The sequence below is a fragment of the Paenibacillus silagei genome (genome assembly GCF_017874735.1).
In the GTDB taxonomy this organism is placed as follows: Bacteria; Bacillota; Bacilli; order Paenibacillales; family Paenibacillaceae; genus Paenibacillus_AQ; species Paenibacillus_AQ silagei.
This window is the reverse complement of the sequence record NZ_JAGGLV010000007.1, coordinates 113,923-130,299: the sequence shown is the minus strand read 5'-3', so window position 1 is coordinate 130,299 and position 16,377 is coordinate 113,923. Positions and strand designations below refer to the sequence as shown.

Here is a 16,377-nt window from a genome sequence, read left to right as displayed (position 1 = left end):
CAAAGTAAGTGTTTCCTCTTCTAATAAAATTACCGCGTCATCCCCAGCCGCTTCGCCAATTCACCCAGCTCCTGGCCCTTCAGTGCCCCTTCCACCAGGACAGGCAGCAGTGCCGGAGTACAGGCGAAGCAAGGGGTTCCGTCACGGGCGAGCTGAGCGGCCAGCCGTTCATCATAGGAAGGCTTCCCCTCATCGGAGAGGGCCAGCAGCGTCATCGTCCGCACCCCGGATTCCCGCAGCTCGCGCATCCGCCGGACCAGACCGGCCTGATTGCCGTTCTCGTACAGATCCGATACGATAATGAACAGCGTCTTCTTCGGCTCCTCGATGAACTGCTCGCAATACTTCACCGACTTATGAATATCCGTGCCGCCCCCGAGCTGGATGCCGAAGAGCATGTCAACAGGATCATTCGCACATTGCTCCGTCAAGTCTACCACCTCGGTGTCAAAAGCAACGACACGCGTGTTCAGCGCCGGAATACTGGCGAAGATCGAGCCGATCACCGACGCCCAGATCACAGAGCTGGCCATCGAGCCGCTCTGGTCAATATCCACAATGACCGTCCATTCCTTGCTGCGGCGGGCCCGGTCGAAATAGAAGAAGCGCTCGGGGATAATCATCCGCCGCTCCGCATCGTAGTGCTTCAGATTGCGCTCGATCGTCCGTTTCCAGTCCAGTCCGCTTAGTGAAGGCAGCGGGGAATGCTGCCGCTTATTAAGCGCTCCGGTAACCGCACGGCGGATATCGGTCTCCAGCAGCTTGACCAGCTCATCCACAAGCGCCTGGACCAGCATCCTTGCGGTTTCTTTGGTTTTCTCCGGGATTTTGCCCTTGAGTGCCAGCAGCGTACCCACCAGCTGGATATCCGGCTTCACTGCCGCCAGCAGCTCCGGCTCAAAGAGCAGCTGCTTCCAGCCCTTACGCTCCATCGCATCCGTCTGAATGACCGAGACCACATCCTCCGGGAAGAAATTCCGCACATCTCCGAGCCACTTAGACAGGTTAATCGCAGCATGTCCCGAGCCTGCACCTCTGCCCTTCGATGCGGCAGCGGCACTCCCTTCTGCCTTGCCTGCGCCTGTCTCATTATAGATAGCCGCCAGTGCCGCATCCATAATCAGCTCTTCCTCACTTAGCGTCCGGCCGGTGCCTTGGCCATAGCCAGGCAAGGCCTCTTCCGCTTCCTGCCCCAGAATCAGCCGCCAGCGTGTAAGGGCGCCGTTCTGATTATCCTCCTTCAGCTCTTCTTCACCCATCTATAGATCCCCGAAGTCAAAATCATTCAGATCATCCAGCATTTTGGCTTCCTCCTCCTTCAGTTCTCCTGTCAGAATCTCGGCGGCCTGCTCTGTGTTCACGCCCCACAGCTCACCCAGCAGCTCAGCGATCATCGTCTTCTCACGCGGGGAGAAGGTACTGAACGCCCGGCGCAGGAAGACCAGCGCACGCTTGAACTCCTCATCCTCCAAGGCGTTGATATAGTCATTTAGCTGCTCCCACAGGCTCATTCGCGACAACAGACCATAGCGGTTACGCATGGACAACCCCTCGAACCAGCCTGCCCCGAGGTCCGCCGGTATCCCCGGAGACAAGCGGCGCGACACCTCCGCCGCAACTTCTCCGGCAGGGATGGCTCCACGCTCCATCAGGATCGCGCAGGCGAAGCCCGACAGCCGCGGGTTGCGGTCATCCCGCTGCGCCAGCTGCAGCAGCTCCTGCAGCCACAGAGCTGTATCCGCAATCTCGCTATGCTCCTGCGAGATGTTATTCAGGTCATTCATTGCACTGATCATCAGCGCCGCCGCTTCATCATTGCAGCCGCTGGCATCCAGCAGGAACAGGCAGCCCCGGCGGAACAGCTCCTCCAGCAGCGGTACGAACGGGGCCGTATCCACCTTGCGGATGTCGCCATAACCGATGATCTTGGCCAGCTCTCTGGCCGCTGTGGCAATCGAGACGACATCGCGGCTATCCACCGCAAGGCGCTGCAGCACGCGGCTGCTCTCCTCCATCTGCGTGGTCATGGCACATTCGCAGGCGGTGACAATCAGCGCAGAGGCCTCAGCGATAGAGCTGCATTCCAGCAGCTTCTCGCGCAGCACGTAGGCTGCCGCCACCTCAATGGTCTCGCCCAGCAGTGTAGACTCCACGATCTCAATCTCTACCTCCGGCGCCCACTGGAGGACCCAGTGCTCTGCCCAGGTCGCCCCGGACTGGCCGCTCGGCACATTCCGGGCGAAGTGGATGCCGAGCAGCTCCAGCCGGTGGAACAGCACCGAGCGGTGCAGATCGAGATAAGCCGCTTCACTGCTTGACACCCGGCGGTTCTCGCGCAGATCCAGCGTCAGGTCGCTGGCTACAGTCGATCTGTACTTCTCCAGCTTGTATCGCTTCAGCAGCCGGTTCAGGTCATCCTGAATCGGCGTCTGGCTGACGCCGTCGGCCAGCCTGCCGATATTCGTACCGACATCCACCCGGGCCAGCGAATCGGCGATAACGGCCAGATCACCGTGGCCGAGCAAGGTCTGTGCGGCATCGCGCAGATCGCGCAGCGTAGGTGCGCTTCCGCCGTGCAGCGCCGCCAGCGACTCTGCCAGCCGCACCGCTTCAATCACTTCGGCCGTGGAGCGGTGTGTCCCTGCTCTGCGCACCATCCGGGCCACAGAGGAGAGATAGAGATGGGGCAGCTCCTCAGCGCGGCCTGAGGCCATCAGCTCCCACATCATCTGGAAGTAGTGCGGAGCCGCGTTGCCCGCACCGTAACCCGACATAGTGGAGAGCTTATAGTAGGAATACGGCATCAGCGTCAGCTTGGTAGAGCGTGTAGGTAATGACGCAAGCTCCGTATCGCTCATTCCCTCCGAGAGATCAGCCAGTACGGCGGCGTGGTATGCACCGCAGATCACAACAATCTTCTCCGGCAGATGCCCTTCTTCAATCTTGAGCTTAATTCTCCGCCTCATATAAGATTCGCGCAACGCGTTATAAGCATATTCCCGCGGCTGCTCCGCGCGTTCCGTGGACTCCGACAGCTCCCGCATCTGGGCAGAGAAGGCCAGAATCGCGGCGCGGTAAGCGCCGCTGCTGGCGTTATGCTCGTAATTTCGCTCCCAGTACATATCATAGTCATGCTCACCGGCAAGCCGGGCAATCCGGCTGTATACCGACTCCGGCTCACCGACTTCCTCTTCCGCCGGCTCCCCCTGCTCCTCAGCCGCAGGCTTCAGCTCCGGACGGGCGCCGGTATCCTGCCGTAACGCATCCTGTAAGCCTAGGGTTATAGAGGAAGGCAGATCGATGAACTCTGCCACCGCCCCATGCTCCTGCGCCCATTTCATCGCCTGAAATTCCGGGGAATACACAGCGAACGGCCAGAGCACCGTCCGTACGGGTAGATCCTCGGTGAAGGCCAGAATAGCCACCGGCGGCTTCGTTACCGCATGGGTTAAATGACGGATCTCTCCGCTTGCATCACTCGGCCCCTCAATCAGCACGGCGGTCGGCTGCAGCTCGTTCAAGTATTCCAGGACATGCCTGGCACCGCCCGGAGACAGATGCCGGACTCCGAAAACATGAACGCCGGCAACCGCTGCCCTGCTCACTCGTTCATCTCCTTACAGGCTTGATAGAGTCCGCGCCAGTCCGCTCCTTTTTTCTTCATTACATTATCCAGATATTCCTTCCACACCAGCTTATCCTTATCGTCATCCTTGACGATCGCCCCTTGCAGTCCCGCTGCCAGATCCTCGTCGGTCAGTTCTCCGCTCCCGAAGCTTGCTGCCAGTGCCATGCTGTTCGTCAGCAGCGAGATGGCTTCTGCTGTGGAGATTACACCGGCTGGAGTCTTCACCTTCTCCTTCTTGTCGAGCGTCATGCCGCTGCGCAGCTCGCGGAAGATGGTGACCACCTTAAGCAGCGCTTCATCCGCCGGAACAGCAGCCTGCAGCTCATAGGAGGAGGCAATCTCGCCGACACGCTTCTTCACAATGGACAGCTCCGTCTCAAGGTCCGATGGCGCAGGCAGCACAATGATATTGAAGCGCCGCTTCAGGGCAGCGGACATCTCATTGACTCCGCGGTCCCGGGTATTTGCCGTGGCAATAATCGAGAAGCCCTTGCGGGCACTGGTCTCCTTGCCCAGCTCCGGCACAGAGATCGTCTTCTCCGACAGAATCGAGATCAGCGCGTCCTGTACCTCGGAAGCACAGCGGGAAATTTCCTCGAACCGGGCAATACCGCCGTCTTCCATCGCCCGCATAATCGGGCTCTTAACCAGCGCCTCCGGCGTCGGTCCGTTCGCCAGGAGCATGGCATAGTTCCAGGAATAGCGCACATGCTCTTCGCTTGTTCCCGCCGTCCCTTGTACAACCATGCCCGAGTTGCCATAGATTGCCGCCGCCAGATTCTCGGACAGCCAGGATTTTGCCGTGCCCGGCTCTCCGATCAGCAGCAGTGCCCGGTCGGTTACCAGTGTGGCAACCGCCATCTCGATCAGCCGGGTGTTGCCGATGTATTTCGGCGTAATCACGGTCTTGCCCGCCTTGCCGCCAGTAATGAACGTGAGAACTGAACGCGGGGACATCTGCCATCCGGCCGGAATACGCCCGGTGTCCTCCTTGCGCAGAGCCTCCAGCTCATCCTGGTACAGGATTTCGGCAGGCAGACGCATGTAATCCTGAAGCTGATCTTGTTCTGTTGACATGTACACCTCTCCTTTATATATCCCTGTCCATCCGGGACAATTTCTTCCGTGCCGATGACACTAAGTATATTTGGAGACTTTACTGCTTACTCACTAGTTGGTCCAGGATATACTCCAGCTGGCGCTTGGATTCATATTTGAACCGGGGGGCGATCTCCTTCACCCGGTCCACATAGCTGGCGGGGAAGCGCTCCATCATCTCGAACAAGTAGTGGTCAAATGTATACAAATTGCGGACGTTGTTCTCTTCAAGCACGGACATCAGCAGCTCCAGCCGCTCCAGCTCAGGCAGTTCTGCCCTCTCCAGTCCTTTGAAAATATTGGCGAGACGGTCATACGTGTACCGCTTGAGCGTCCCTTCCAGCTTGCCCCGCAGGTAATCCTGCACTCCCTGATGTCCGGGCCGGGCGAAGACACACGCCAGATTCATGGCATCCTGCTTAATGGACCATTCCAGCCAGCGCGGGTCCCATTCCGCCGCTACCTCCTCGGCCGTCATCATCTTCTTGTTATACTGCCTGACACCCGAGGCATCCCACCGGACCTCATAGTCCCAATACAGGTCCACGGCCTGCTCCTCGATTGTATGGACCAGCAATTGCGAACGCTGAGCTGCCTGCTTGGCTGCTTGGCCTATCAGCTTGGTCTCCGTGAGTCCGGCGAACCGGTCGAACATCTCCTGCGGGCTGACCCTCCTCTTGGCAGCATGGAAATAATTCGGCAGATGCCGCATGCTGCGCTGCGCCAGCTCCGCGAGCTCTTCCAGCGCGGCGTTATCCGCTGATTCCTGCTTGTAACGGGCCGCATGGTCAAACAGAGGAACCCAACCCAGTGAAATATAACGATCATACTCTTTAAGGACATAGCTATAAATTGCATCCAGTTCAGGAGTTTTTACGTGGCTGAGCGTAATCAGGAAGGGAACCAGCTCTTCCCAGGCCTTCTCGGTAATCTTCTTGCCGGCATTATTAGGCGGTGCGGCCTGCAGCTCCTCCTGGAACAATGCGGTCACCTTGGCATACACCTCAGAAGGAGCGCCATTTGCCAGTATTGAAGCCAACATCTCACGGTCCTTCTTCTGGATGAACGCCTCAATGAGCCGCTCTGCTCCCCGGACCGAGCCGCCTGCCGCCAGCGCCGTATAGGCAGCTTCGCGGATGACCTTCTTTTTGTCGGCAGACCATTCCAGGAGCGCGTCTGTATATTCCTCATACCCTCCCAGACACTTCATGGCCGCTGCCCGGATCTCATCGCTGCCGTTCTCGGCTGCTTGAACAATAACGTCCAGGTGACTGGAAGCACCTGCTTGAGCAATAACCTCCAGCTTGCGGACCTCGCTCCGCCCCCCTGCCGGGTTGAAGCTCTCCAGCAGGTATCCGGCGATCTCCGGCCCATAGGCAGGGAGAATATGGTTCTTCGCATATTCCGCCAGCTCCGAATACGGGTCGTTCAGCGCTGAGACAGCCAGCGGCAGCAGACGCAGATCCTGAAAGACTCCTTCCTTAAAGGCATCCAGCACAATCTCATATCTGCCGCTTCCGGTAGTGGTGAGCGCTTCAATCACAGGCGCAAGCTTCCGGTAAGTCTGATTCGTCTGAAGGGTGAACTTCCGGACCGGCAAGGGTCCGGGAGTTCCGTCCACGGTTGTCGTCCCTTGAGTGTACAGAACGGACTCCAGCAGCAGAGTATTCTCCTGTAATTGAATGCCCGGGGCAGGACCGTCCGGGCTACCCGGTTCAAGCAGTGCATTGATTCCCTCGCCTAGCTTCTTAAAGACCGGTGACCGCTCACCTAGCTGCTGAAATTGCGGAAGCAGCCGCTTCAGGCGGAAATCTCCGGCCGCCAGCTCACTTCCGGCAATATACAGTCTTCTGTATTCCTGATGCAGCTCCTGCAATAACGCTGTGCTCATGGATTGTCCTCCCATATGAATAAAGGTATGTGGATAATGTTGAATTACACTAGTACAGCAGACGAATGATCTCTTCGTCCTTGATGACACTCAGCGGCTGTGCACGCAGACGTCCCTGGTCCAGGTCATGCTCGAACATGACCAGAACCGTGCAGTCCTCGCGGGCTCCGGCCGGAAGGAATGGCAATAAGCCCACCGTGCCCTGCTGAATGGTCGGAAGATCCTCCAGCAGCAGCCGTGTTCCTTCCCCGTCGGTCATAACATACTGACCGTTCTCTGTAACGCCCAGAGCTGCGGCATGCAGCAGCATGACAGGCTGCTTGTCGCTCAGCGGGTTCTTAATCTGGTTCTTCACCTTCTTGAAGACCTCCGAATAAGAGCGGTGAGCCTTCGCGGCAGCCTGCTCAAGATCAGCACCCTGCACGGGTCTCGGAGACATGGACTCGTACCTGATCCGGGCGTTCATCTCACCGGGATAGGTGTATAACTGAGGAACTACGGCAATGTCGAAGAAGCTGTCTTCCTCACGCATCAGCTTCGCCGCCTTGTAAGGACGGTAGTTAAAGGTCCGGCGGATCTCTCCGCCTTCCGCAGAGAGATCCAGCCAAAAGCCAAGGTCTACGAACTCCTGGCGGGCCGCATCGTTGTAGCTGTAGAAGGATAACTGCAGCAGCTCTGCCCCCTCCTTCACCAGCCCGTATTCCTTCAGCTCGCTAAGCTGCCAGGCATGGCCCAGCCATTCATCAATCGTGGATTCGTGATCGAGCGCCAGCTCCGGGTCCTCGCTCCGGGCCAGCAGATACGCCCGGCCCTTCTTGATAAATGCGTGTAGCCGGGTCAGCTGCTCCACCGCATATGTATAGTTCTGCTCCTGATCGTTGCCGCTGAACATCAGATTCGCGAAGCGGCGCAGCTCAATCTGCGCCCCGGACAAATAATAGTTCCCGAGCTGCTTCACATGCCCCTGAAGCGTCTTGGCTGCAGACTTGTCAATTGTGGACAGGCCGCTGCGTACGAAGGAGAGTACCAGCTTCTCCAGCAGGTCAAGCCCTTCGAGCTGCGCGTTGATTTTTTTCTTCAGGGCGGATTTGTTAACCTTCTTCGGCTTGGGCTCTACTCCTTCAGCCGCCTGCTTCACCTTATTCTCTTCCCGCTTCTCCGCCTTCTCGCGCTTCGATGCGATGTCCTCGGGAACCGGGGCAGGTGTGAACGTCTGGCCTTCGGTATAGGCATACAGCAGACCTAATGCGTGCTTGCAGGGGAATTGGCGGCTGGGGCAGCTACAGCGGAAGACCGGGCTGTCTGGTGCGATGAAGTCCACTGAGCACTCATAGGGCGTTTTGCCGCTTCCGGCACATTTTCCGAATAATAGCTCTCCGTTCTCCGACTGATGGAGCTCCACAAAGCTCTTTTTGCGGACCAGCCCCTGGCCGTTCTTGATCGCAGCAGCATTGGGTGCAAGTGAATCGACGTACGTGGATGTTAGCTCTGGCAAATTAGATTCCTCCCGGCTGAATTAGAATGTAAGCAGAATGAATGAACGTGCATACGGGGCACAAGTATTTATTACCCAGCTTCACATGAAACGACTACAAATAGGATCATATGTTTGCATTTATTTTAGCAAATCTTGGCGTCCGATCCAATAGAGTAACCGCTTTCAGATGAAAAATGGGTGATAGGTCCTAGATTCGCTTCTGGTCAAGCTCCGTTCTAAGCGGTTTATGTACACTCTATGGTCTAACAAAAAAAACGGCCAGCCCCCCTAAAAGACAGCTGCCGTTCCTGCTTCCCCGCAGGGATATTTTATTTGAACCAGCCTTTCTCCTTAAACCGCGTAATCGCCTCAATCCGGTTGCCCACATCCAGCTTGTCCAGAATGACCGAGATATAGTTACGGACCGTACCCGTGGTGATATAGAGCTGGCTGGCGATCTCCTTCGTATTCTTGCCGTCGGCGATCAGCCCCAGCACTTCCTTCTCCCGCTCGGTCAGCGGATTCGCTTCCTTGCTGTAGGCTTCATCCATCAGCTCCGGCGCGTACATCCGTTTGCCGTCCATGACACTGCGGATCGACAGCGCCAGCTCCTCGCTGGGACTGTCCTTAAGCAGATAGGCATCCACTCCGGCCTTGACCGCACGCTCGAAGTACCCTGCCCGGGCAAACGTGGTCAGAATCATGATTTTGCAGCCTGCCCCCTTCAGGGCTTCTGCCGCTTCCAGGCCCGTCATAGCCGGCATTTCAATATCCATAATACAGATATCCGGCTGTAGCTGCTTCACCAGCTTCACAGCCTCTTCCCCGTTGCCCGCCTTGCCGACCACCTGCATGTCTTCCTCCAGATCCAGCAGCGCCGACAGCGCTCCCAGCAGCATCCGCTGGTCTTCGGCTATCACGATTGATATCATTGCGCGTTCACCTCCATGTCCGGCTGCTGCGATGCATTCGGCACCTTAATCACTAGTGTAGTTCCTTCATCCTGGATCACTTCCATCGAACCGTTCACGAACTCAAGCCGCTCCCGCATTCCCTGCAGGCCATGCCCCTTATGATACAGCTTGGTCCCCTCAATCCCTCCGCCGTTGTCCTTCACCTTGATAACCAGATCGGTCCGTGAAGATTCAATCTGTATCCGGCACAGCGAGGCGCCGCTATGCTTCACCACGTTGGTTACCGCCTCCTTCATGCACATGCTCAGCACATTCTCGGTAATCAGCGAGGTATTGGTCAGAACGGGATCACCCTCCAGTATATAACCGATCTCCGCCGCCTGGAGGAATTGCCGGATGCGCACCAGCTCATCTTCAACCCGGATGCCCCGCATCTGTGTGATCATCTCCCGGACTTCCTTAAGCGCGCTGCGGGCGGTTACACGGACATCGTTAATTTCGATCATGGCCTGTTCCGGATTCTTGGTGATCAGCTTGCCGGCCAGGTCACTCTTGAGTCCGATCAGTGACAGGCGTTGTCCCAGCGTATCATGCAGATCCCGGGAGATCCGCTGACGCTCTTCCATAATGCCCAGCTCGGAGATCCGTTTGTTGGCATCCTCCAGCTGTTCCTCCAGCTTATCCTGCCTGTTGCGGTTATAGGTTGTGACCGGAAGCAGCACCACGGCAATGATACTGACCAGCACGAACGGCAGCTGCGAGAGGAATACGGGATTGCGCATAATCAGCTCATAGTTAATGGCTACAATCGTCGTCAGCAGATGGATCGGATAGAGGGTGAAGAAGGCCGCTCTTTTCTGAATATTCCCGATAAAAAAAGCCAGAAACAGCGCAAAGTACATGTACCCGAACAGCAGCGTCATCGTAACAGAAACTATCATCTGCACACTGGTCCAGAAATAGACCACCCAGCCCCTGGACTTAAACGACAGCACGTAGCACGCGAAGAAGACCATAATCATCAGGATGCCATACACCCAGCGGTCCGCCGAGGAGGATCGGAAGATGAAATAGAACGGAAGAATGTAAAAAACAACCCATACATAAGGGCTTAGTCCCGTACTTTTATGAAAAATATGATGCCACTTCTGCATGTTAGCCATCCTTTTTGCCAGCAAGTTTATACCCCCATTTTAACATAAACCAGCCTCCGACCGGCAACTTCCTTCCAAACAACCTGTGTGTATTCTAAAAAGAAAGACCAGACCCGGCATCCTGCTCCCCGGATCTGTCTTTCTGCATGTTATCATGTTATCGCTATTATTCGCTCTGGAACCCCGGTTTGATTACCTTCAGCCCCTCTTTCACGGCAGGCTCACTCTTCCGCAACCGCTGCTTCAACTGCTTGAAGCTGAGGAAGACCTTATGCTCTTCATCCCAAAGACGGTATTTCAGCGCTTCGAGACTGGTGCTGAGTGTAATGGTGGTTGCCTTTTGCAAAGGCGGGCTGGCATTGTGAGCCAATTCCAGATTATAATTCGGCACCTTCGGACTCAAGTGATGCACATGGTGAAATCCGATATTGCCGGTAATCCATTGTAGCAGCTTCGGCAGCTTATAGTAAGAGCTTCCTTCTACAGCGGCGTTCACGTAACTCCACTCTTCATCATGCTCGAAGTAAGTATGTTCGAACTGGTGCTGTACATAGAACAGCCAGATGCCGAGGAAGCCGGATACGAACACAATCGGCAGCTGTACCAGCAGGAACGCCTGCCAGCCTATGAGCAGAATGATTCCAGTATATAGACCCACAATAGATACATTGGTCAGGTACGTATTCATCCGTTCCTTGCGTCTTGCCCCTTTGGCATTGAACCGGTACTGGATGAGGAATACGGCAATCGGTCCGATGACGAACATTACCAGCGGGTTACGGTAGATCCGGTAATAGAGCCGCTGGAGCGGCTTGGCAGCCACATATTCATCCACCGTCATGATCCAGATATCCCCGATGCCTCTTTTGTCGAGATTGCTGCTTCCGGCGTGATGAATCGAATGACTGTGCTTCCACTGGCGGTAAGGGACCAGGGTAAGCACACCGGTGATGGTGCCGACAATATCATTGGCCTTGCGGTTCTTGAAGAACGACCCATGACAGCAGTCATGAAAAATAATAAAGGTGCGGATGACAAAGCCGGCAGCCGGAATAGCGAACAGCAGCGTCAGCCAGTAGGACACGGATAAGCTTAAGTAAGCGGCGGTCCATAATAGCACCAGGGGCCCAAGCGTATTAATGAGCTGTTTTATGCTCGTGTTGAGGTCTGTTTTCTCGTAAGGGGCTACGCTTTTCTTCAATGTAGAGAGCTGGGGTATCTGGTTGTTGGTCATCGGGATCGGTTCCTCCTCGGATGCATCCATTGAAGGATACTTCTTATATTTCCAGTATAAAGAAAGAAGTGTCATGCCCGTAAGTCATAAATATCAACTCTGATGTATGACAAATGTCATAGTCGGCTCTGGAGTGCTTGTCTGCCTGCCTCCTTCGTTCTGAGCAGCGGCAGCAGAATCAGCACCGCAATCAGGAACAGTATGCCGCTCCCAGTGAAGACTGCGGATAGGGAGAGCGTGCCTTTTGCATAGCCGGCTACAGACATTCCGATCACCATAAAGCCCATGAACATCGGCCCCATAATGCCGCCCACCCTGCCCATATAAGCAGTCTCTGTGTGACGGAGCAGCAGGGTATTGATACCGATATGAATACAAGGGTAAAAGAATCCGCTAACCGTCTGGAGCACCAGCGTGAGCGCTGTGTGATGCGACCAGCCTACCCCTACCGTTCCTGCCGCACTGATCAGCAGGCCTAGGGATAACATTGTCTGCGGCTTCATAGTTTTGCCTTTACTCATAATAAACATTCCACCCAGCAGCATCGCCGCTCCATTCGCCATCATCACCCACTGCAGGAAGCCTTTGTCTCTGCCCAGATTCTCCATAATGATGAAGACACCCAGCGGCTGAACCAGTCCGGCGGCAAGCCCGGCGAAGGCAAAGGTTACTCCAAGGTTCTTCAGTACCCGGCTTGCACGCACATAATTCAGTCCGGATATCATCTCTGCCAGGAACCCACTGCGGGCCTGTCCGGTCTCCTCCATCCGGTCAGCGGGCAGCTTGACCAGAATGAGCGCCGAGCCGATGAACATCCCGCCCATCACAGCAAGTGAGGCCTCAATGCCGTAATGACTATAGATGAATGTGCCGATCACCGGACCAATGACCATGAAGAAGGCTGTAAGCGACTGAAACATGGCCATTACACTCTGCAGCTGCTCTTCAGGCACATGCTGCTTAAGCAGCTTCATCGCCGAAGGCTGTGAGAACTGGGACAGGATGGCAGATACCAGCGTTGCGAACAGTAAGGCCCTCCATGAGCCCGACAGCACCACCAGCAACACAGCAAAGACTGAGCAAGCGGACAGCAGATCACTTACGATCATGGTCCGTTTGGGCCGCCAGCGGTCTGCGAAGGTTCCCCCGATGATGGCGAACAGAAACAGCGGGCCGTATTCAGCCACTGAAATAAGCGAGACATAATAAGGATCATTGTGCGTAATCTCCGTCACATACAGCAGAATCGCAAAATTCCGCACCCACACTCCGAGCTGCAATAGCACATTTGACAGCATAATCGTCCGTACATACTTGTTACTTAACACGTTAACATCCTCCATCATTTGAATATATTCTAAATAGATAAACATCTAATCTGTATATTAATATATAGACTTTTATTTATTTTGTCTAGTTATAAATAGATAAGTTTTATTTTATCTATAAAAAACAAATGAGGATTGATGGTTATGACGGGATGGTTCATAAGAGGCGTTTGGCCCGGTGTAACGGACTGAGGTGCGCTTATGCATGATGAAAGTCACCCCTTGAGTAAAGTAACGGACCTCATGGAGCTTATTCTTGGAATTGCCGCTTTTAAACCTCTCGTAAAGAGACGATAAGGTCTCCTCAGTCCGTCAAACCGCACAAGGTGGCGTTTTCCTGGAAATAACGTCTTTCAGGTCCGTTAAGGCTGGATTGATGGCGTAAAAATAACTAGGTGCATAGCGAGTCGGAGAACTGGCGGATGGTCGATATTTTGGTAGGCGGTTGGTAGTCAGGCAGGATGGCGTTCAGGTGGGTGACTCTCAGGGGGGCTGGAATATCCTCCTCAAGATCCATTTGGAAGACAAATTTAATCCGTGGTATATTGAATGTACAAAGAAATCGCTCCTTTGGCGATGGTTGGGTGGTACCTCCATTTACCAAAACGAGCGATTTTTTTTGTTTCTTTTTCAAGGTTCCGTCCTATTCAATTGCATATTACTCGCCCGGGCTAAGCCTGCTTCACATGCTCCTCACGGTACTCTGTGGGCGTCTTGCCGGTCGCTTTTTTGAATACCTGGGTGAAGTATCTCGGGTCCTGATAGCCGACCAGCGGTGCGACCTGATACACTTTCACATTGCTGCTGCGCAGAATGTATTTGGCGTTCTCCATCCGGCAGTGGGTGACGAATTCGAGGAACGTGTAGCCGGAGATTTGCTTGAACAGGGTGCAGAAATGGCTGATGCTGAGATCGGCCACCTCGGATACCTCCTCGATGCTGAGATCCTTATGGTAATTGGATTCAATGTACCGCTGGACCTTCTCAATGATACTCCGTCCGTCCTCCCGGGCTGCGGTCTTATGACTCTGCTCCAGCCAGTCGCGGAAGGTGGTCTTCAGGACATTCATCATGTCCGGCAACGTACCCAGACCGTTCAGCTTGCTGAACAGCCCTTCAATGGACCAGTCATTATGCGTATTCAGATGTTCGAATTGCCGGTATAGCACCACACTCATCTCAATCATCAGGCGCTCCGCCAGCGGCTGGGGCAAGCTCTGGGCTTCAATGAATACGGACATCTCGTCAAAAAGAGTCAGCATCCGCTCCATATTCAGAGTACGGATGCTCTCAATCAGCGACAACTCCAGCTCCTTCGGATACTGCACCTCGCGGTTGCCTGCCGCTGCTGTCTCCTCTTCCAGGAAGACACCGGCCTGACCGGAATAGAAGCGCTGGTACAGCGCCTGGGAGGCTAACGGGTATACCGTGCTAAGCTGATCAATCCCGCTGGTGCTTCTGCTGATGCCGACAGAGCAGTTCAGCTTGGAGTAACGCTTGATTCCGGCTATAAGCTGCTCCCCGAGCTCCCGCTTACCATCATTCAGGCTGGCCGGGAAGAGCAGAATCCATTCTCCGTTATAGAACGGGAAGATAGACAATGCCCCGTTCGTAAGCGACCACTCCTCCAGGATATTGCGCACGGCAAACAGCCACAGACGCTTCTCCTCGGCGCTCCATTGCGCCGTCAAGGCCGCGTAGTCGTCCAGACGGACCACGGCCATGAAGTATTCTCCCTCCAGCTCGCTGTTCTCCAGCCACGCAAGGTGCTGCAGCGGCCGCGGATTGCCCAGCGTGAATTCGGCCAGCATGCGCTCGCGGGCCAGCAGCGACAGGGTCTGCACCGAGAGCATTAGCTGCTCGTTCTCCTTCTGGCGGTCCAGGCGCTCCCTGGCCCGCTTAAGCATCTCCACCAGCTCGTCATGGTCAATCGGCTTCAGCAAATAATCAAAGGCCCCCAGCCGCAGGGCCTCCCTGGCATATTCGAATTCCCCGTAGCCGCTGATGAAAATGAAGATCAGCTTGGCGCTGCGCGGCAGAACCTCCTTCATGAGCGTGATCCCGTCAATCACCGGCATGCGGATGTCGCTGATAATGATGTGTGGTGCGGTCTGCTGAATCTGCTGCAAGGCGGCCTCCCCGTTCTTCGCTTCCCCCACAATGCTCAGGCCCAGCTCATCCCATGGAATCGCAACCTTCAGGCTGCGCAGTATAATCGGCTCATCATCTACGAGCAGTACCTTATATTTCTCCTGCTGCTCCTTCATCACTTACACCCCCAGGCTTATTGACCCGAAGAACTCCGGATCAGATTCCAATACTGCTTGGACGCATCCTGCAGCTGCTGCAAGGCCTGCTCCGCCTGCAGCCCTCCGTCAATCATCTCCTCGATGACACTGAGGAAGGTCTTCTTCACTTCAGGCGATAACAGATTGTCATACGGGACGAAGCTCTGCTCATTCTCCTCCATCATATCCATCACCTGGGCAAAGACCGGTCCGGTCTTCTCCGGGTCAAATGCAATCCGCATCGACGGAATTCGGAGACCCTCATAGACAATCCGCGTCTGAATCTCTTTCGTATAGAAGCCCTTCATCAATTCAAGTGCCGCTGTCCGCTTCGCTCCGGTGAGGCTCGAAGACAGCCCGATGCCAATCGTATACCCTCCGGCGATAGACGGCTCTGTGCCGGCCTCCCGCGCGGGGAAGGGAATGACTCCAACCCGGCTCTGAAAATCGTCCGGGGCATTGTCCCCCGAGAATAAATTGATATCCCAGTTGCCGTTCAGATACATGGCTGCCCTGCCTTCAGTGAACAGACGGACCGCACCCTCGGTGGAGGTATCATTAGAGTTCTCACTGAAATAGCCTGCCTTCACCCATCTGTTCAGATGCCGGAACGCTTCCAGGTAGCCGCTGTTCTGGAAGCTCGACATATCCTCGCCAGTAACCAGCTTCTGAATCAACTCCGGTCCGGCGTAGCGGTCCATCAGATAATGAGCGAATATCCCCGCAGGCCAGCGGTCTTCGTTCCCCAGCGCAAACGGGATATACCCCGCTGCCTTCAGCTTCGCCATCACCGTATCCAGCTCGGCCAACGTAGCCGGAGTATTAATGCCTAGCTTGGTGAAGATTTTTTTATTGTAATAGAGCGGTTCCGCATTGCCCTCGATAGGCAGTCCGTAGATATGATTGTTGAACGTCCAGAGATGCAGATCCTTGAACTGGTTGCTGAGACCGTTCTGGGCAGTGAAATCGGTCAGATCCATCAGCCGGGCTGAACGCACGTAGGGCTCGATCTCCGCTCCGCCGAACAGGACGAACATATCGGGCGGTGTGCCGGTTACCATCTCACTCTTCAGCTTCTGCTCCCGGTGGATATTCTGGTCCAGCCCCTCGAAGTTCACCTTCACATTCGGATGGCTCTCCTGGTAGCTGCGCACAACCTCCTCGAAGATCGCCAGCAGCGGCCGGTCATGCTCCTTGATCCAGAAATGCCGGAAGGTCAGTGTGATCTTCTCGGGCGAAGTATCCTCAATCTGCTCCCGGTCCTCCTGCATAATGAACCATACGGCGCCGGACATCAGCACAATATAGAGGAGAATCCATCCCCAGTTGGTCAACCATCGGAGCACATGTCGCTGATCTTTCATT

General features: G+C 55.3%; 11 protein-coding genes. All 11 read right to left on the bottom strand.

The features are described from left to right. Positions 1-29: 29 nt before the first annotated feature. Positions 30-1,259 (bottom strand): VWA domain-containing protein, encoded by a 1,230-nt coding sequence (locus J2Z70_RS12575; RefSeq protein WP_209873245.1) that lies wholly within the window; start codon positions 1,257-1,259, stop codon positions 30-32. Further along, positions 1,260-3,605: a DUF5682 family protein gene (locus J2Z70_RS12570; RefSeq protein ID WP_209873242.1), complete on the bottom strand. Its 2,346-nt coding sequence runs from the start codon at positions 3,603-3,605 to the stop codon at positions 1,260-1,262. After that, complete coding sequence (locus J2Z70_RS12565) at positions 3,602-4,705, bottom strand: AAA family ATPase (protein WP_076074576.1); 1,104 nt, start codon at positions 4,703-4,705, stop codon at positions 3,602-3,604. Before J2Z70_RS12565 ends, J2Z70_RS12570 begins: the two co-directional genes overlap by 4 nt. A 79-nt stretch (positions 4,706-4,784) precedes the next feature. Then, a complete protein-coding gene (locus J2Z70_RS12560; RefSeq protein ID WP_209873239.1) occupies positions 4,785-6,617 on the bottom strand; it encodes a HEAT repeat domain-containing protein in 1,833 nt (610 codons plus the stop codon). A 49-nt stretch (positions 6,618-6,666) separates the two neighbouring features. Continuing rightward, the gene (locus J2Z70_RS12555) at positions 6,667-8,112 is read right to left on the bottom strand and encodes an SWIM zinc finger family protein (RefSeq protein WP_209873236.1); all 1,446 of its coding nucleotides are present in this window, start codon (positions 8,110-8,112) and stop codon (positions 6,667-6,669) included. Positions 8,113-8,423: 311 nt separating this feature from the next. Next, the gene (locus J2Z70_RS12550) at positions 8,424-9,026 is read right to left on the bottom strand and encodes a response regulator transcription factor (RefSeq protein WP_036729204.1); all 603 of its coding nucleotides are present in this window, start codon (positions 9,024-9,026) and stop codon (positions 8,424-8,426) included. Next, the gene (locus tag J2Z70_RS12545; RefSeq protein WP_036729207.1) at positions 9,023-10,162 is read right to left on the bottom strand and encodes a sensor histidine kinase; all 1,140 of its coding nucleotides are present in this window, start codon (positions 10,160-10,162) and stop codon (positions 9,023-9,025) included. Before J2Z70_RS12545 ends, J2Z70_RS12550 begins: the two co-directional genes overlap by 4 nt. A gap of 166 nt (positions 10,163-10,328) precedes the next feature. After that, positions 10,329-11,396, bottom strand: a complete 1,068-nt coding sequence (desA, locus tag J2Z70_RS12540; RefSeq protein WP_036730133.1) for a Delta(5) desaturase DesA — start codon at positions 11,394-11,396, stop codon at positions 10,329-10,331. Positions 11,397-11,512: 116 nt separating this feature from the next. Continuing rightward, a complete protein-coding gene (locus J2Z70_RS12535) occupies positions 11,513-12,724 on the bottom strand; it encodes an MFS transporter (protein ID WP_209873233.1) in 1,212 nt (403 codons plus the stop codon). Positions 12,725-13,395: 671 nt separating this feature from the next. Then, complete coding sequence (locus J2Z70_RS12530; RefSeq protein ID WP_209873230.1) at positions 13,396-14,991, bottom strand: response regulator; 1,596 nt, start codon at positions 14,989-14,991, stop codon at positions 13,396-13,398. Positions 14,992-15,008: 17 nt separating this feature from the next. Then, positions 15,009-16,376, bottom strand: a complete 1,368-nt coding sequence (locus J2Z70_RS12525; RefSeq protein WP_209873226.1) for an ABC transporter substrate-binding protein — start codon at positions 16,374-16,376, stop codon at positions 15,009-15,011. Position 16,377: the final 1 nt, after the last annotated feature.